Source organism: Thauera sp. K11, assembly GCF_002354895.1.
In the GTDB taxonomy this organism is placed as follows: Bacteria; Pseudomonadota; Gammaproteobacteria; order Burkholderiales; family Rhodocyclaceae; genus Thauera; species Thauera sinica.
The window spans coordinates 3652600-3669161 of sequence record NZ_CP023439.1; the positions used below are offsets into that span (position 1 = coordinate 3652600).

At 69.8% G+C, this 16562-nt stretch carries 12 protein-coding genes; 2 read left to right on the top strand and 10 right to left on the bottom strand.

The genetic code is table 11. The features are described 5' to 3' along the window. Window positions 1–8: 8 nt before the first annotated feature. From CCZ27_RS15935 to CCZ27_RS15960, 6 genes are read right to left on the bottom strand one after another with little or no spacing between them, the layout of a single operon-like run. On the bottom strand, window positions 9–2081 hold the full coding sequence (locus CCZ27_RS15935) for a hydantoinase B/oxoprolinase family protein (protein WP_096449773.1): 2073 nt from the start codon (window positions 2079–2081) through the stop codon (window positions 9–11). A gap of 52 nt (window positions 2082–2133) precedes the next feature. Further along, window positions 2134–4272 carry a hydantoinase/oxoprolinase family protein gene (locus CCZ27_RS15940; RefSeq protein ID WP_198363151.1) on the bottom strand — a complete coding sequence of 713 codons (2139 nt, stop codon included), beginning with the start codon at window positions 4270–4272 and terminating at the stop codon, window positions 2134–2136. A 45-nt stretch (window positions 4273–4317) separates the two neighbouring features. Next, on the bottom strand, window positions 4318–5112 hold the full coding sequence (locus tag CCZ27_RS15945) for a hypothetical protein (RefSeq protein WP_096449777.1): 795 nt from the start codon (window positions 5110–5112) through the stop codon (window positions 4318–4320). A gap of 10 nt (window positions 5113–5122) precedes the next feature. Further along, window positions 5123–5452, bottom strand: coding sequence for an acetone carboxylase subunit gamma (locus tag CCZ27_RS15950; RefSeq protein ID WP_096449779.1), 330 nt, complete (start codon window positions 5450–5452; stop codon window positions 5123–5125). After that, complete coding sequence (locus tag CCZ27_RS15955) at window positions 5449–7479, bottom strand: hydantoinase/oxoprolinase family protein (protein WP_096449781.1); 2031 nt, start codon at window positions 7477–7479, stop codon at window positions 5449–5451. The genes CCZ27_RS15950 and CCZ27_RS15955 overlap by 4 nt, the downstream gene beginning before the upstream one ends. A gap of 59 nt (window positions 7480–7538) precedes the next feature. Continuing rightward, window positions 7539–8171 carry a TetR/AcrR family transcriptional regulator gene (locus tag CCZ27_RS15960; RefSeq protein WP_157748610.1) on the bottom strand — a complete coding sequence of 211 codons (633 nt, stop codon included), beginning with the start codon at window positions 8169–8171 and terminating at the stop codon, window positions 7539–7541. Window positions 8172–8516: 345 nt separating this feature from the next. On the opposite strand from CCZ27_RS15960, the gene CCZ27_RS15965 reads away from it, so the two are divergent. Then, window positions 8517–9296 (top strand): glucose 1-dehydrogenase, encoded by a 780-nt coding sequence (locus CCZ27_RS15965; protein WP_096449785.1) that lies wholly within the window; start codon window positions 8517–8519, stop codon window positions 9294–9296. 196 nt (window positions 9297–9492) lie between these two features. Next, window positions 9493–10416 (top strand): LysR family transcriptional regulator, encoded by a 924-nt coding sequence (locus CCZ27_RS15970; RefSeq protein ID WP_096449787.1) that lies wholly within the window; start codon window positions 9493–9495, stop codon window positions 10414–10416. A gap of 41 nt (window positions 10417–10457) precedes the next feature. Here the strand turns inward: CCZ27_RS15970 and CCZ27_RS15975 are convergent, their stop codons facing one another. The 4 genes from CCZ27_RS15975 to CCZ27_RS15990 all read right to left on the bottom strand — a co-directional run bounded on the left by CCZ27_RS15975 (window position 10458) and on the right by CCZ27_RS15990 (window position 16544). Continuing rightward, window positions 10458–11453, bottom strand: coding sequence for a universal stress protein (locus CCZ27_RS15975; RefSeq protein WP_096449789.1), 996 nt, complete (start codon window positions 11451–11453; stop codon window positions 10458–10460). A 13-nt stretch (window positions 11454–11466) separates the two neighbouring features. Then, window positions 11467–13923 carry an efflux RND transporter permease subunit gene (locus CCZ27_RS15980; protein ID WP_096449791.1) on the bottom strand — a complete coding sequence of 819 codons (2457 nt, stop codon included), beginning with the start codon at window positions 13921–13923 and terminating at the stop codon, window positions 11467–11469. 26 nt (window positions 13924–13949) lie between these two features. Beyond that, entirely contained in the window at window positions 13950–15029 is a 1080-nt protein-coding gene (locus CCZ27_RS15985) for a WD40/YVTN/BNR-like repeat-containing protein (RefSeq protein ID WP_096449793.1), read from the bottom strand. Window positions 15030–15149: 120 nt separating this feature from the next. After that, window positions 15150–16544 carry a DUF1329 domain-containing protein gene (locus tag CCZ27_RS15990; RefSeq protein WP_096449795.1) on the bottom strand — a complete coding sequence of 465 codons (1395 nt, stop codon included), beginning with the start codon at window positions 16542–16544 and terminating at the stop codon, window positions 15150–15152. Window positions 16545–16562 lie beyond the last annotated feature (18 nt).

The following is a 16562-nucleotide window of genomic DNA, read 5'->3' on the forward strand; positions in this document are numbered from 1 at the left end:
CGCGCACCTCAGGCCGCGGCCGCCAGGGCCGGGCGGCCCGGCTCCGGCCAGTGGCCGTACCAGCGCAGCACCTGCGCCGGCGGCGCCTGCCGCAGCCAGTCGCGCTCGAACTCGGCATAGGGCCTGGCGCGCGCCATGCGGGCCCGCCGCGCCTCGGCGCGCAGGGCCCCGGTCGCCGCCGCATCCACGTGCAGCGAAGCCTCGTCGTAGGCCACGCGGTAGATCTCGCGCGCCGCCCACGGGCTCACCAGCTTGCGCCGCAGGTCGGCCATCACCCGCTCCGGATCGCGTTCCAGCACGTCGCCATAGCCCGCGCCGCCCGACACCGGCACGTAGATCGTGTCGCCGCCGGCCAGCGGCTGCGGCGGAAAGCTCACGTGCTGCAGCCGCCGCCGTCCGGCTTCCGGCGTGCCGCCCTCGTACAGTTCGTCGAGGTTGTGCGGCAGCGCCCGGCCCTCGGCCAGCAGGCCGGGCATGTTGCTGCCCGACACCACCTGCACGAACACCGTGGGCGCCGCGCGCCCGCCGAAGATGCCCAGCGTGGCCGGAAAGCGCGTGCCGAAGCCCATGCCGCCCACTGCCAGCCCCGGCACGCCGTGGATCATCGCGCCGAAGCCCACGCCGGAGCCGCCGCGGAACTTGCCGTGGCCGTAGGAATTGCTGAAGAAGTTGCGGAACAGGTAGAGGAAGGGCCGGTCCGCCTCGGTGGCTTCCACGTCGCCGCAGTCGCTCATGGTGGCGAAGAACGCCCCCGCCGCATCGACGCCGTCGCCGTCGGGGCAGGCGCCGCCGCCGGTGGCGTTGATCTCCGGCGTGATGTCCGCCACCGGCTCGCCCCACTGGTTGAGGCCGCCGTAGGGCGTGACCGCGAAGCCGGAGTACCAGCAGCCCACCGCCCGCTCGGGCTCGATGGCGTAGGTCATGCGCGCGCCGCACATGAACATGCCCTGCGTGAAGGCGACCTGCGTCGCCGGCGCGTAGGACACCGGCAGGTCGCCGCCCGCGCTCACCAGCGAGTCGTCGTCGAACTCCCAGTCCATGCTTTCGAGCAGGCCGTTGTTGGCGGGCAGGTCGTGGAAGAACCAGCCGCAGAAATACACCATCGCCAGGCCGATGATGCCCTGGAAGTAGCTGTTGACCGGGCGGTCCGCGATCGCCGGCGAGGAGCCGGTGAGCAGCAGCGTGATGCGGTCGCCGCGCTTCTTCACCGCGAGGTTGATCTTCAGCAGCGCGTCCTCGGGGCCGGTGGTGTCCATGAAGCGCGGCTGGCGGTAGATGCCGTCGTTGATGCGGGCAACCTTGCGCCGCGCCGCCTCGCCGGTGATGCGCAGCACCCGCCGCAGCGCGCCGACGAAGAAGTCGGCGCCCTTCTCGGCGACGATCTCCTTCACCCGCCGCTCGGCGATGCGCGAGGCCGCCAGCCGCGCCTTGATGTCGAGCAGCATGGTGCGCGGGTCGCGCGTCATGTTGGCGAGCATGCCCAGCAGGTCTTCCTTGAGCGTGAAGTTCTCGCCGATCTTGATCGGCGTCACCAGCAGCCCTTCGTCGTAGCGCGAGCGCGCGCCGTTGACCATGCCGCCCGGCTCGGAGCCGCCGCACTCGCCGGTATGCACGGCCGCGCCGATGAAGCACACCAGTTCGCCGTCGGCGAACACCGGAATGGCCAGCCCCATGTCGGCGTTGTGCACGCCGCCGTAGAAGGGATCGTTGTAGAAGAAGGAATCGCCTTCCTTCAGCCCCACCGAGGGATCGTCCTTCCAGTGCTTGACGATGTACTTGATGGGGATCTGCGACAGCACCGCGTGGTGGTAGATGCCGGTGGCGCAGATCGCGAGGTCGCCCTGCGCGGTGTAGATGCCGAAGGCCACGTCGCCCCAGCGCATCGCGGTGGAGGCGCCCAGGCGCATCGTGGTTTCCTTGCCTTCCAGGGCAATCATGCCCGCCTTGTGCTGGAAGATCTCGAACTCCAGGTCGTCGATGCCCTGCTGCGCGGCGGTCTCGCGCGCGGTCTCGGGCTCGGGGCGCAGGCGCTGCACCACTTCGAAGTCGCGCCCGTAGCGGAAATTCGCTCGTGCGTTCATGTTTCCTCCTGATTCGGGTCGTCTTGTGTCGATGTCGGGGGCGGCGGGAGCCTCATTCGGCGCGCTCGAGCACGCCGTTGCGCCAGCCGTCCATGCGGTAGGTCCAGCCCGGCAGGATCACGTAGGTGGTCTCGGGCGCCTCGATCAGCGCAGGGCCGGCGATGCGGTGGCCGGGGGCCAGCCTGGTCCAGTCGAACACCGGGGTCTCGACCAGCCCGGCGGCGGGATCGAAGCAGGCGGGGCGGCTGCCGCTGCGTGCCGCGGCGGGGTCTTCGCCGGCCGCGGCCTGGTGGTGGAAGGGCGCGCGCGGCTGGCTGACGGAAGCCGTCAGGTAGAAGCATTCGACGTTGATGCCCCCCACCGGGAAGGCCGCCTCGGGGGAATAGATCTCGGAGTAGCGCTGCGTGAAGCGCTCGCACAGTTCGCGCACGTCGTCCCCGCCCTGCAGCAGCAGGCGCGGCGCCTCGATCTTGGTGAGGTTGTACTGGCTGCCGTAGCGCATGTCGAGTTCGAGCCGGAAGTCGATGCTGTCCTCGGCGAAGCCTTCCAGGCGCAGGTCGCGCACCGCCTGGTCCCTCAGTTCACGCACGACGCGGTTGAAGGCTTCGAGGTCGTCCAGCCATGCCTGCTCGTTCCAGCGGAACAGCTTGAGGGTGCGCGACACGTCCCATACCTGGCGGATCTGCATGGTCGAGGCGCCGAAGGCGCCGAACACCGAGGCCACCGCCGGCACGACCACCGTGCGCGCGCCGATGTAGGGCGCGAAGCCGCACGCGTGCGCCGCCCCCGCGCCGCCGCAGGCGAACACCGCGAACTTGCGCGGGTCGTGCCCCTTGAGCGCGACTTCGTTGAACACCTCCTGCCCCATGCGCGCATCCACCAGGCGGCGGATGCGGTAGGCCGCCTCCAGCACGCCGATGCCCAGCGGCCGGGCCACCTTTTCCTCGATGGCATCGCGGGCGAGGTCGGGGTCGAGGAACATCTCGCCGCCCAGGTAGTTGTCGGGGTTGAGGTAGCCGAGCACCAGGTCGGCATCGGTGACGGTGGGCTGCGTGCCGCCCTTGTCGTAGCAGGCCGGCCCCGGCATGGAGCCGGCCGACTGCGGCCCGACTTCCAGCGCCTTGCCCATCAGTTCGTTGATCCAGGCGATGGAGCCGCCCCCCGCGCCGATCGACTTGACCTCGATGGCGGGGATGTTGGTGCGCCAGCGGTCGATGACGGGGATGAAGTCGTGGGCGCGCAGCGCGCCGCCGGCAATCACGCCGATGTCGAACGAGGTGCCCCCCATGTCGGTGAACACGATGTTGTCGTACCCCGCCAGCCGGCCGATCTCGACCGAGCCGTACATGCCGGCCACCGGGCCGGCGTTGTGGGTCAGCACCGCCTTGGTGCGGGACACCTTCTTCGTGCCGCCGGTGTTGTGGACCAGGATCAGCGGCCGCTCGTAGCCGCCGTCGCGCAGCTCGTTGCCGAGCCGGTTCAGGTTGTCGGCCATGATGCCGTGGATGTAGGCATTCACGACCGTGGTCATGGTGCGGGTGTATTCGCCCGACTTGGGCGAGATCTCGCTCGACAGCGTGACCGGCATCGCCCCGAGGTAGTCCTCCGGGTATTCCTCCTCGATGATCTCCTTGATCATGCGTTCGTGCGCGGGATTCACGAAGGACCACATCAGGCTCACGACGAAGCCCATCGCGCCGCGGTCCACCAGTTGCTGGAGCTTTTCCAGCACGTCCTCGCGCGACAGCGGGGTGACGATCCTGCCGTTGCAGTCGATGCGCTCGCGCACGCCCACCACCATCTCCGGATCGACCAGGGGTTCGGGCTTGCGGATGCGCGCGAGGTCCCGCGCCTGATGCACCGGCACGCCGTCGGCCCAACTGCGCGAACGCCCGATGAAGACGGTGTCCTCGAACCCCGCGGTGGTGATGAGGCCCAGCTTGGGGCCGTTGCGCTCGATGAGCGCGTTGGTTCCCACCGTGGTCGAGTAGCGCAGCGCCTCCACCCGCGACAGATAGTCGTGGCCGCCGAGCCCGCTGCGGCGGGCCAGCTCCTTGATGCCGCGCATGAAGCCGACCGACAGGTCGTAGTGCGTGGTCGGCGTCTTGTAGACGACGACCCGGCCGTCCTCCCCGACCGAGCAGAAATCGGTGAAGGTGCCACCGATGTCGATGCCCACGTTGAATCCCATTTTCATGTCTCCTGTGTTCGCTCTTCTTTTGTTCGGATTGCTGTGCTAGACGCCGGCCAGGGCACGCTGCAGAGCCTCGATGTCGCGCTGCGCGCCGCTCATCGCGAACCACGGCGCGGCACCGTCGCCCTCTGCCGCCGGCACGCCGGCCGGCGGCCCGGCCAGCCCCAGGCTGCGCCAGCCGGCGGCGCTCGCGGCCGCCAGGCATTCGGCGTGGCTGGCCGCCGCGTCGGCGATCAGCAGGTGGTCCAGGCGCAGGGCGCGCCGCGCCGCGATCGCAGCCAGCGGGTCGTCCACCTGCGACAGGCACAGGCCCAGGGCCACGCCGTAGTAGTCGGCGACGTTCCTCGCGGTCGCCGCCAGGCGGCGGCAGGCGGTGCCGTCGAGGGCGGGATCCTCCCGCTCGTCGAGCAGCACCATTGCCGGCCGGCTGGCGCATATGCGCTCCATGAGGCCGACCAGCGCGGCCTTGACGTCGTTCACGCTCGTGCCGTCGGCCAGCAGCCGGCCCGGCCCCGGCAGCAGGACGGCGAGGTCCCGTTCCGCGCGCTGGGTCTCGGCCAGCCGGGAGACGGTGTCCACCAGCGTGTCGGCCGGCGGCGCGAAGCCTTCGGCCAGCGCGGCGCGCAAGACCGCCTGGAACGGCCCGCCGCCGACGGCCAGCGCCTTGCTGCCGACGAGCCGCGCCGCCCGCGGCAGCGCATTCGCCCAGCGCGTCGCATCGGCGGCGAGCGCGGCTTCGGCCACGCCCTCCATGTCGGCGGCCAGCGCTTCGAGCGAGGTCAGGACGCCGGCTCCCGCGGGCCGGTCGCCCGCCGCCAGGGTCGCGAAATAGCCCATGGTGCGGCCCTCAGCAGCCGCGACGCGCCTTGAGCGCATCGATGTCGAGTTCGATGTCGTGGGTGAGCGGATGCCCCGGCGGCAGGTACTCGTTCTCGATGAGCGTGCCGCAGTCCGGGCAGTAGAACTCCACCAGGCGGCAGTAGTCCGGATCGGGCGAGAAGGAAAAGGCTTCGCCCTGCGTCAGCGGCGGATGCGCCTCGCGCATCGGCACCTCGGCCACGAGGCAGCCGGTCTTGTAGTTGCTGCGGGCCGGCGCCAGCGCGTGCCCGCAGCGGCTGCACTGCCATTGCTCGGTGGAGAGTTCGATGTCGAGGTATTCGGTGATGCGCACTTTCATGATTCGCGGCTCCGCTCGATGAGGGCGTTGTCGTACGGGTCCACCCGCAGGGTCCATCCGGCGGGGATCACCATCGTCGTCTGCCGGGATTCGACGATCGCCGGCCCGGCGAGGGCATGGCCGTGCCCCAGCCGCTCGCGGTCGTACACCGGCAGCGGCCGCACGCCCTGGCGCGGGTCCAGATACACCTTGCGCTCGCCGCGCCGCGCGGCGGCAAGCGGCGCCTCCGTCGCCGGGCGGGCGGCCTGGCGGTAGTGCGGCACCGACGAGCGGGCGAAGACGCCCAGCGTCGCCAGCCGCGCGCCGGCGTCCGGCTCCAGGCCGAGCGCCGCGGCCGCACGCCGGCGCAGGGCTTCCAGCGGCGCCGCTTCGTCGAGGATCTCCAGCGGCGCAGCCAGCCGCGCCTCGCGGCCGCCGCCATCGTCGACGATGGATTCGAGCTGCCAGCGGATGCCGTCGCGCTCGAAGCCTTCGCCGCGCATGTCGGCCTCAGCCCGCCGCCGCAGGCTTGCCACCGCCTGCAGCACGGGCTCGGCGTCCTGCCCCGGCGCGAGGGAGAGATCCATCCGCTGGCAGTAGAGGTGGCCGACGTCCATCAGCGAGGAGGAATAGGCCGAGAACACCGCCGAGAAGGGCGTGACCACGAGGCGGCCGATGGCCGCGGCTTCGGCGATCGCGCAACTGTGCAGCGGGCCGGCGCCGCCGTAGATCACCATCAGCGGGTCGGGCTGCGGGCCCATCTGGTCGCGCAGCCGCGCCAGCTCCCGCCCGACGTCGGCCTCCACCGTTTCCCTGATCCGCCACGCCGCTTCCTCGATGCCGATGCCGAGCGGACCGGCGACGTGCTCGGCGATCGCCCGGCGCGCCTTGTCGACATCCAGGCTGCGGCTGCCGCCGAGGAAGTAGGCCGGGTCCAGCCAGCCGAGCACGAGGTTGGCGTCGGTCACCGTCGGCTGGGTTCCGCCCAGGCCGAAGCAGGCCGGGCCGGGCAAGGCGCCCGCCGACTGCGGGCCGACGCGCAGGCGCCCGCCCGCCACGCTCGCGATCGAACCGCCTCCGGCGCCGAGCGCGCGGATCTCGAGCATGGGCAGGTTGCAGTCGAAGCCTTCCACGTCGGGGCGCAGGGCATAGCCCGGCTCGCCTTCGAGCACGCAGCCGATGTCGAACGAGGTGCCGCCCATGTCGCCGGAGATCACGCAGCGCGCGCCGTACAGCGCCCCGATCTCGCGCGCGCCCAGCAGGCCGGCGGCGGGGCCGGAATTGTAGGTGTTGATGGCGCGGGTCTTGGCCACGCGCGCCACCGCCCCGTTGTTGTGGCCGATGAGCAGTTGCCCGCGGTAGTGGCGGCGGCGCAGGTCCTCGCCGGCCTTGTACAGCAGCCGGGTGAGCTTGCCGTGGATGTAGGCATTGAGGACGGCGGTGTTGATGCGCTCCCGGTAGCCGCTGCGCTGCACGATGTCGGACGACAGGAAGACCGGCACCGAGCCGAGGTAGTCGCGCGGATATTCGCGCTTGATGGTCTCGCGGATGGCCTGCTCGCCGGCCGGGTTCAGGTCCGCGTTGGCGAGCGCGACGACGAGGCAGCGCGCCCCGCGGTCGATGAGACGCTGCGCGGCCTCCATGATCTGCCCGGCCTGCGGCGCATGCCTCGCGCGGCCGGTGGCGTCCATCGCCTCATCCACGCCGGCGACCATGTCCGGCGCCACCAGCGGGCTCTTGCCTTCCGCATCCACCGCCGGGGCGAGCGCCTCGTGGCCGGCGGTGACGATGAGGCCGATCTTGGCACCGTCGCGCTGGATGATCGAATTCGTGCCTATCGTGTTCGAGAACCGGATGATGTCGGTGCGGAACAGGAAGTCGCGCAGCGGCAGGTCGAACGCGCGGGCGGCTTCCTCGATGCACGCCATGAAGCACAGCGTGAGGTCGTGCGGCGTGGTCGGCGTCTTCACCGTGCGGAAGGCATCGCCGGACGTGACGAACCCATCGGTGAAAGTGCCGCCGGTGTCGATATCGACGGTAAAACCCATTTGTCTCCTCCGTTGTCATCGGTCGTTGCTTGCGTTTTTTTTCGGGTGACGACCGCGGATCAGCTCCGCCCCGGCGGCGCGCCGATCACGCCGTAGAGGACGAAGGCCACGATCTCCTCGTACACCTCCTCGGGGCTCATCGGGCCGTCGGAGCGATACCAGCGCAGGTACCAGTTCACGACGCCCAGCACGTTGAAGGCGAGGATCTTGGTGTGCGGGCTCTTCACCAGCCCCTCGGCGTGCAGGGCCTCGAGCAGTTCCACGTACACGTCCAGCACCCGCTTCTGGATCGCCTTGCTCGCCTGATCGCCGCTGGCGGACATCCGGTCGTAGTCGATCAGGAAGATCTTGGATTCCTTCTGGTAGGCCGACGACGCGGCCAGATGCGCGCGCAGCACGCGGCGGAAGCGCTCGAGCGCATGGCCGCCCCCCGCCGCCGCCTTCTCCAGCCGGTCGGGCAGGCCCTTCACCGAGTAGTCCAGGATCGCCGACCACAACCCTTCCTTGTTGGTGAAGTAGTGGTAGATCACCGAAACGCTCACGCCGAGCGTCGAGGCGATGTCGCGTATCGACGTTCCCTTGAACCCCTTGGCGGCGAACAGATCGACCGCGGTCTGGAGCAGTTCTTCTCGCCGTCCGGTGCGCTCGACCGGCTCGGCCTCGGCGACAGCGACGGCTGGGGTTTCGAACATTTCTGTTTCCTCGATGGCTGATGGGTATCGATCATTCGTTCTACTGCCCGCCCATGTTAGCCGCGCTCCCATCCGGCGCGGCAGTCGGGAAAGTTGAAGCAGGATCGTCCAGGCTTCGTTGCGCGGAAATAAATCGAACGATCGTTCTTGTGTCCATTCTTGCGATGCCGCCTGCCCTTGTCAACCGCTTTCCCAGTATTTTTGTACGAAACGAGCCATCACGCGCTCTGCCCTGGGCGTCTTGACGAAGCGCCTTCCGGCAAATTAAGGTATTCGTATCGAACGATCGTTCTGTCGTTCGCCCGCCGTTCCGACGCATCCGATCAAGACAAGGAGGAGACAGACATGAAACGCGTAGAAGGCAAGATCGCCCTCGTGACCGGCGCCGCCAACGGCCTCGGCCGCGCCACCGCCGCCGTGCTGGCCCGCGAAGGCGCCCTGGTGCTGCTCACGGACATCGACGACGCCGGCGGAGAAGCCGCCGCCGAAGGCATCCGCGCCGCGGGCGGCAAGGCCCGCTACTGCCACCACGACGCCTCCAGCCCCGACGACTGGGCATCGGTGCTCGCCCGGCTGGACGAAGCCCACGGCCGCCTCGACATCCTGGTGAACAACGCGGGCGGCGGCACCTACAACGACATCGAGACCGTCAGCCTCGAGCAATGGCGCAGGATCATGGCGATCAACCTGGACGCCACCTTCATCGGCACCCAGTCCGCCATCCGCTGGATGAAGAACACGGGGGGCGGCAACATCATCAACGTCAGCTCGGTGGCCGCGTTCAGCGCCGCCCCCAACCTCGCCGCCTACTGCGCGGCGAAGGCGGGCATCAACATGCTGTCCAAGTCGGCCGCCGTGTATTGCGGGCAGAAGGGCTACAACATCCGCATCAACGTCGTGCATCCCGGACTGATCGAAACCAGGTCGGGCGTCGAGATGGCGCGCCTGGCCACCGGCGCCGCGCGGGACGAAGACGCGATCGCGATGTTCACCGCCCTGCACCCCATCGGCCGCATCGGCCAGCCGGACGACATCGCCAACGGCATCCTGTACCTGGCCTCGGACGAATCGCGCTTCGTCACCGCCTCCAGCCTGATCATCGACGGAGGATTCACCGCCGTCTGACGCCGGACGCCGCCACGGCGGACCCCGATGCAGCCGCCGGCGGCGCAATCGCGCGCCGCACGTGCGCACGGCAAGGCGCCGGGCGGGCCTGCCGCGCCTTTTCCGAAGGCGCGCCTGCCGTCATGATGGCGGCCGGGGACGTTCCGCGACCGCCCGACCGGTGCGGCGCCGCGCCCCGCACCGGAGCCGCCGAGGCATGGACCTGAAGAACTTCGACCTGAACCTGCTGGTCATCTTCGACCTGTTGCTGAAGGAAAAGAAGGTATCGGGCGTCGCCGACCAGCTCGGCCTCACCCAGCCCGCCGTCAGCCGCTCGCTGAAACGGCTGCGCAACCTGCTTGGGGACGAACTGTTCTACCGCACCTCGACCGGCATGGAGCCGACCGCCCATGCGCGCCAGCTCGCCGAGCCGATTTCCTCCGCGCTCGATGCGCTCGGCAACGCGATCAGCCAGCGCGCCTCCTTCGACCCCGCGACGAGCGACAGGAACTTCACCATCCGCATGTCCGACATCGGCGAGATCTACATCCTGCCCCGGCTCCTGAGCGTGCTGGCGGAAGAAGCGCCGGGCGTGTCGATCACCGTGGTGCGCGACCACGGCGAGACGCTGAAGGCCGGCATGGAAGCCGGCCGCATCGACCTGGCCATCGGCCTGATCGACAACCTCGAAGCCGGCTTCTTCCGCCGCCAGATCTACAGGCAGGGCTACGTCTGCGTCTTCCGCCCCGACCATCCGCTGGCCGGACGGACGATGAGCCTGGACGATTTCCTGGCGGCCGAACACGTGCTCGTCACCGGCACCGGCAGCGGCCACGCGCAGGTCGACGACCTGATCGGCAAGCAGGGCATCCAGCGCAAGGTGCGCCTGCGCATCCCCAACTATGCGAGCCTCGAACGGCTCCTCAGCGGCTCGGACCTGATCGCCACCGTGCCCGAGGCACTGGTCCAGCCCAACATCTCGCCCTTGTCGCTGGCCTGCTCCCGCCATCCCGTCCAGCTTCCCAGGCTGTCCGTCAACCAGTTCTGGCACGCGCGCTTCCACCGCGACCCGGCCAGCCAGTGGCTGCGCGAGGTGATCGCCGTCCGCTGCGCCCTGCCGCCCGTCGTTCCGGCGGCCTGAACGCCAGCCCCGCGCCACTTTTGCCGCGATGCCCCGGCACCCTAGGCTTCGCCCGCCCTGAAGCGCGCGAACAGCCGGCGGAATTCGTCGTCGCGCGCCTCGCGCTGCGCCGGCCGCTCGGTGCCGTCGATCTCCTGGCCGAGCCGCGCCCAGCCGGCCTCGGACAGCGCGTCGTCGGCGCGCAGCAGCAACAGCCGGTTCTCGTCGCGGACGTGGGCGACGATGAAGTCCTGCCACGCCATCGCCGCGGCCCGCGCCGGGGCGATGCCGGCGTCGCCGCGCCGGCGCCAGGCGGCCTGCAGCTCGGCGAAGCGCCGCGGCTCTTCGTCGTGCTGGGCCTCGATGGTGGCGAGCCCGGCCGCAGCACCACCGGCTTCCAGCGCGGCCAGCAGCCGCGCCTCCTTGGGGCCGTGCGCCTCGCTGCTGAAGCGGGCGAGGAAGTCGAGGGTGTCGTCCATCAGGGCGGCATCGATGCGGGGTTCGTCGGCGGCAAGCGCGTCGACCAGGCGGTCGGTCAGCGCCACCCAGGCCGCGTGTTCCTCGCGGAAGCGGGCGATCAGCCGATCCCTGGCCGTCTGCGGTGCGACGCCGGTCTCGGCGACGAAGACCGGCAGCGGTGAATTCAGGATCAGCTTCACGGTGACCGAGTCGAGCAGCTTCTGCAGCCTCGTCGTGCGCCCGTGCGAGCCGATGACGACGAGGTCGGCCGCGCGCGCCGCGGCGGTCGCCACGATCTCCTCGTGCACCTTGCCCCGGCTGACGCCGCCGATGAAATCGGCCTCGACGCCGTTCATCTGTGCCCATGCGCGCGCCTTGGCCTCGACGTAGCCGTCGGCCCACAGGTACTTGCGCGCGAACAGTGCCGGCGCCATCGCGTGCAGCAGGCCGGCGTCGCCGTCGATGATGTCCTGCGCGTCCGGCTGCAGGTAGAGGAAGCTCGCACGCGCGCCGAAGGCCCGCGCCAGCTCCACGCCGCGCTCGATCACGCGCATCGACAGCGCACTCTCGTCGATCGGAATCAGGATGTGCTTGTACATTTGCGCGCCCTCCTCAAGCTTGGACCGTTGCAGCGACCGACGGCGGCCGTGGCGTTTCCGCCACCGGCGCGGGCGGCGACGCAGCCGCGCCCGCCACCCCCTCGCGCCGCGCCGGCAGCAGGAAGGTGGCCAGCGCGGGGATCAGGATCAGCGCGCCGAGCATGTTCCACAGGAACATGAAGGTGAGCAGGATGCCCATGTCGGCCTGGAACTTGATCGGCGAGAAGGCCCAGGCGCCGACGCCGATCGCCAGCGTGCAGCCGGTGAAGATCACCACCCGCCCGGTGAACACCAGCGCGCGGTAGTAGGCTTCCGACAGCGTCGCGCCGTTGCGCAGCCAGGTCTGGGTGACGCTGAGCACGTAGAGCGCGTAATCGACGCCGATGCCGACGCCGAGCGCGATCACCGGCAGGGTCGACACCTTGATGCCGATCCCCAGCCCCACCATCAGCGCTTCCACCAGGATGGAGGTCAGCACCAGCGGCAGCACCGCGCACAGCACCGCCCGCCACGAGCGGAAGGCGATCACGCACAGCAGGGTCACGGCCACATACACGCCGAACAGCATGCGGTTGTTGGCCGACTTCACCACCTGGTTGGTCGCCGCCTCGATGCCGGCGTTGCCGGCGGCAAGCTCGAAGCGGATGCCGGCGGACGGATTGGCCGCGCTGAAGTCCTCGACCACGCGCACCACCTCGTCGAGCGAATCCGCCTTGTGGTCCTTCAGGTAGGCGTAGATCGACAGCAGGTCGCAGGTGGCGTTGAACAGCTCGCGCGGCGCCCGCGCGGCGCTGCCGTTGATGAGGTGCTGGTTGGCGACCAGGTCGTACCACTTCAGGCTGCCCTCGTTCATGCCCGCCGAGGCACGCCGCACCAGCCCGGCGAAGGAGCTGGTGCCTTCGACCACGTTCGACTGGCGCAGCGACCATTCCAGCGCATCGACCTGCAGCAGCTTGTCGTAATCGGCGCACTTGCCGGGTTCGGTACGGCCGAACACCACGAACACGTCGCTGCCGGCCTGGTAGTTGCGCACCAGGAAATCGTTGTCGAGGTTGTGGCGCGAGTCCGCGCGCAGCTCCGGCGCGCCGGCATCGAGGTCGCCGATCTTCACCTGCTTGCTCACCAGGAAGCCGCCGACGCCCAGCGCCAGCGCCACGCCGATCGCCCACGCCGCCGGACCGCGCCGGGTGAAGAGGTCGAGGAAGCGCCACAGACCGTGCCGGCCGGCCGTGGAGGCGCTGAGGCGCTCCTCGCGCAGGCTGCGTTCGGCCGCCTGCGGCGACACCCCGGTGTAGGACAGCAGGATGGGCAGCAGCGCGAGGTTGGTGAAGATCAGGATGCCCACGCCCAGGCTGGCGATCAGCGCCAGCTCGCGGATCACCGGGATGTCGATCATCGTCAGTACGGCGAAGCCGACCACGTCGGCCAGCAGCGCGGTGGCGCCGGCCACGAACAGGCGGCGGAAGGTGTAGCGCGCGGCGATGAGTTTGTGCGTGCCGCGGCCGATGTCCTGCATGATGCCGTTCATCTTCTGCGCACCGTGGCTGACGCCGATGGCAAAGATGAGGAAAGGCACGAGGATGGAGTACGGGTTGAGTTCGAAGCCCAAGAGCGGCAGGCAGCCGATGAGCCAGACGATGCCGATCATCGTCGTGGCGATCACCAGCAGCGTGCTGCGCAGGCAGCGGGTGAAGGCGTACAGGATCAGCGCGGTCACCGCCAGCGCGAAGGCGAAGAAGGCGAGGATGGCGTAGAGGCCGGCGATGAGGTCGCCCATCACCTTGGCGAAGCCGGTGATGCGGACATGGACGCCGCGCGCCTCGTAGCGCGCGCGGATGTCCTCCAGCCGGTCGGACAGCGCACCGTAGTCCAGCCGCTGGCCGGCCTGCTCCACCAGCGGCACGTAGAGGATGGACGAGCGGAAATCCGGCGCCACCAGTTGCCCGATCTCGCCCGAGCGCAGCACGTTGTCGCGGAAGGCGGCGATGCTGGCGGCCGAGCCGTCGTAGCCGTCCGGCATCACCGGGCCGCCCTCGTAGCCCTCGTCGGTGACGCCGGTCCAGCGCACCGCCGGCATCCACAGCGACTTCATGAAGGGGCGGTCGACGCCGGGCAGCAGATAGACCTCGTCATTGACCTCCTTGAGGATGCCGACGTAGTCCGGCGTGAAGATGTCGCCGCCCGGCGCGGCCTCGACCACGATGCGCACCGCGTTGCCCAGGCCCTTGACCTCGTTCTCGTACTTGAGGAAGTTGAGGACGTAGGGGTGCTGGTTGGGGATGGTCTTGAGGAAGCTGGCGTTGAGCTGCACGCGCAGCGCCGAGAAGGCCAGCGCGGCGGTGACGAGCGCGCACAGCAGCACGATCAGCCCGCGATGGTTGAACAGCAGACGCTCGACCGCGTTGCCGGAGCGGTGGTCGAACTGCTCCAGGCGGGCGATCGATTCGAATTCCTGTGTGGAGACGGCCATGTTTCTACCTGCGTGTGGTGATGCGTTCAGAGTCCGGGGGCAATGCGCAGCGCCCCCAGCAGGCCGCTGGCGACCACGCCGCCGTCCGCGGTGCGTGCGAGGCCGGCGAGCGGGAAGCGGGCGGAGCTGTCGAGCCGGCGCGGCGCGGCGTCGCCAGTGGTGAGCCGCCAGATGCCGCCGCCGTCGTCGGCGAGCAGATAGCCCTTGCCGGCGGCAAGCGCGAGGCCGGCGACGAAGGAGTACTTGGTATCGACCGGCAGGCGGTGCCAGTGCGCGCCGCCGTCGTCCGAGCGCCACAGCGCGCCGCGCAGGCCGAGCAGCAGCAGTTCGTCGCCCGTGCCGACCAGGCCGAACCAGCTCCCCTCGGCCGGGCTGGCCAGCCGCGCGAAGCTGGCGCCGCCGTCGGTCGAGCGGTAGAGCAGCCCTTGCTCGCCGGCCAGCAGGAGCGTGTCGCCCAGTTGGCGGATGGCGTAGATGTGGCGGTCTTCCTCGTCGTCGAGCAGGTCGCAGGCCACCCGCCAGCGCTCGCCGCCGTCGTCGGTGGCGAGCAGCAGGCCGTAGGCGCCGACGGCGAAGCCGCGCTTGCCGTCGAGGAACAGCACGTCGAGCAGCGGCTTGTCCGGGCCCTCGTCGATGAAGCGCTGCAGCTTGTCGGCGAGCGCGGCCTTGCCCGCCGCCTGCGCAGCGCGGAGCGCTTCCGTCAGCGCGGCGGCGAGCGCGCGGCCGTCGGTCTGGCGGGTCCAATGGCTGCCGCCGTCCTGCGTGCGCAGCACCACGCCGCCGTGGCCGACCGCCCAGCCGGTCTGGCGGTCGGCGAAATGGACGGCGGTGAGGGTGACCGAGACCGGCGTGGCGGCCTGCGTCCAACTGGCGCCGCCGTCGTCGGAGAGCAGCACGTGGCCGCGCTCGCCGACCGCGACCAGGCGGCCTTCGGCTTCGGCGACGTCGAGCAGCGCGCCGTGCGCGGCCAGTCTGGAGCGCTGGGCGGGGCGGTCTAGGGGTGTCGCCTGCGCTGCGGCCTCATCCGCGGCAGGCGCAGGCGGGGCCGCGTGCAGGCCCGACAACAAGGCGGCGAGCACTACACCGGAGCAGAACTGGATTCTCATGATCGTTGGGCATTTCCGGAGACATGCACGGTCTGGAGCCGTGTCCGTTCGTTCCGCCGGCCGGCAACGGCCGGCGGAACGAACGCACTTCAGGGGAAAGCCGGGTACGTGCGGCGGCGCTCAGCGCACGCCGCGTCCCGACAGCGCATCCGGGGTGAATACCGAGTCCGGCTTCATCGCCACCGCCTTCAACTGGTAGCCGGGCTCGTAGAACACCGTGTTGCGCGACGACCAGCTTCCGTCCAGCACGTACAGGATGTCGGAATACGAACTCATCACCCCGGGCATGTCCGGCAGGTAGTAGTTCAGGCTCAGGCTGACCCGCCACAGCTTGCCGGACGGGTCCCAGCCGTCGAACAGTGCCGTGCCCCAGGTGTCCTCATCCACGTAGAACACGCGTTTGCTCACCGCATGGCGCTTGCCGGGCTTGAGCGTCGCCTCCAGCACCCACACCCGGTGCAGTTCCCAGCGGATGGCGTCCGGGTTGTGGTGGTCCTTGAGATAGATCCCGTCTTCCTTGAGGCCGAACACCTTGTTGTTGTTGTACGGGATCAGCATCTCCTTCTTGCCGGCCAGCTTGTACTCGTAGCGCTCCTGGCTGGTGTAGGGGCTGCCGAACACCTCGTCGAAGAAGTTCGCACCCGAATTCACGAAATCCGGCGTATCCCAGCCCATGTTCGGCGCGCGCCGCACCCGGCGCTGGCCGACGAGGTATTGCCACACCTGGCGGTCGCGCTCGACGTAGTTGGTGGAATCGCGCGCGACGATCCCTTCGCCGGCACGAAACGACGGCGCGTCGGTGATCTGCATCAGCATCCAGCCCAGGTATCCCTTGGCGGCGTACTCCTGGGGCGACATGCCCTTGCGGTAAGCCTCGAACTGGTTGTACTGCAGGTCCTGGGTGCCGAGCACGCGGTCGCCGGCGGAAGTCATCGAGAAGTGCCGCAGCTTCGATTCGAAGGATTCGCCGCGCCAGCGGAAGTTGGTGTTCCAGCGCACTTCCGCGCCGTCCTTCGGGATCGGGAACGGGATGCCGTTGACCGCGCCCTCCACGCCGTCGTTGTCGCCGCCGGCCACCCGCTTCGCATTGACCGCATTCTTCGCCGTGGCCTGGTACACCCATTCCGGCGCGCAATGGTTGCGATGCGTCGGATAGACGTCGAGCTTCATCGTCTCCGGGTACTTCTGCAGCAGCGCGCGCACGCCGTCGGACAGCTTGTCCGCGTACTGCGCCATGTTCGCCGCCGTCACGGTGTAGAGCGGCTTCTCGGCCGCGTACGGGTCCCAGCGGCGGTCGCCGGCCTTGAGCTTGTCGAGCGGCGCGCCGAGGTCGGGGCAGCCCTTCCATTCCGGGATCGAGCCGTCCTTGTTGCCGGCGCGCTCGGCGCCGAGCGGGGTGAGTTCCTTGCCGAGCCGGGCCGCCTCGGCCTCGCCGACCGCGGCGGCCAGATTGGCGCCCAGCGCCGCGCCGGCGGCGACGCAGGCCGCCAGCGCGTGATGCTTGATTCTGCTCATTCCGTTGTCTCCGTATCG

What these genes read in the sequence shown, in the direction of transcription:
- CCZ27_RS15935 (WP_096449773.1), bottom strand. Translation starts at nt 2,081, where the DNA reads ATGAACGCACGAGCGAATTTCCGCTACGGGCGCGACTTCGAAGTGGTG.
- CCZ27_RS15940 (WP_198363151.1), bottom strand. Translation starts at nt 4,272, where the DNA reads ATGGGATTCAACGTGGGCATCGACATCGGTGGCACCTTCACCGATTTC.
- CCZ27_RS15945 (WP_096449777.1), bottom strand. Translation starts at nt 5,112, where the DNA reads ATGGGCTATTTCGCGACCCTGGCGGCGGGCGACCGGCCCGCGGGAGCC.
- CCZ27_RS15950 (WP_096449779.1), bottom strand. Translation starts at nt 5,452, where the DNA reads ATGAAAGTGCGCATCACCGAATACCTCGACATCGAACTCTCCACCGAG.
- CCZ27_RS15955 (WP_096449781.1), bottom strand. Translation starts at nt 7,479, where the DNA reads ATGGGTTTTACCGTCGATATCGACACCGGCGGCACTTTCACCGATGGG.
- CCZ27_RS15960 (WP_157748610.1), bottom strand. Translation starts at nt 8,171, where the DNA reads ATGTTCGAAACCCCAGCCGTCGCTGTCGCCGAGGCCGAGCCGGTCGAG.
- CCZ27_RS15965 (WP_096449785.1), top strand. Translation starts at nt 8,517, where the DNA reads ATGAAACGCGTAGAAGGCAAGATCGCCCTCGTGACCGGCGCCGCCAAC.
- CCZ27_RS15970 (WP_096449787.1), top strand. Translation starts at nt 9,493, where the DNA reads ATGGACCTGAAGAACTTCGACCTGAACCTGCTGGTCATCTTCGACCTG.
- CCZ27_RS15975 (WP_096449789.1), bottom strand. Translation starts at nt 11,453, where the DNA reads ATGTACAAGCACATCCTGATTCCGATCGACGAGAGTGCGCTGTCGATG.
- CCZ27_RS15980 (WP_096449791.1), bottom strand. Translation starts at nt 13,923, where the DNA reads ATGGCCGTCTCCACACAGGAATTCGAATCGATCGCCCGCCTGGAGCAG.
- CCZ27_RS15985 (WP_096449793.1), bottom strand. Translation starts at nt 15,029, where the DNA reads ATGAGAATCCAGTTCTGCTCCGGTGTAGTGCTCGCCGCCTTGTTGTCG.
- CCZ27_RS15990 (WP_096449795.1), bottom strand. Translation starts at nt 16,544, where the DNA reads ATGAGCAGAATCAAGCATCACGCGCTGGCGGCCTGCGTCGCCGCCGGC.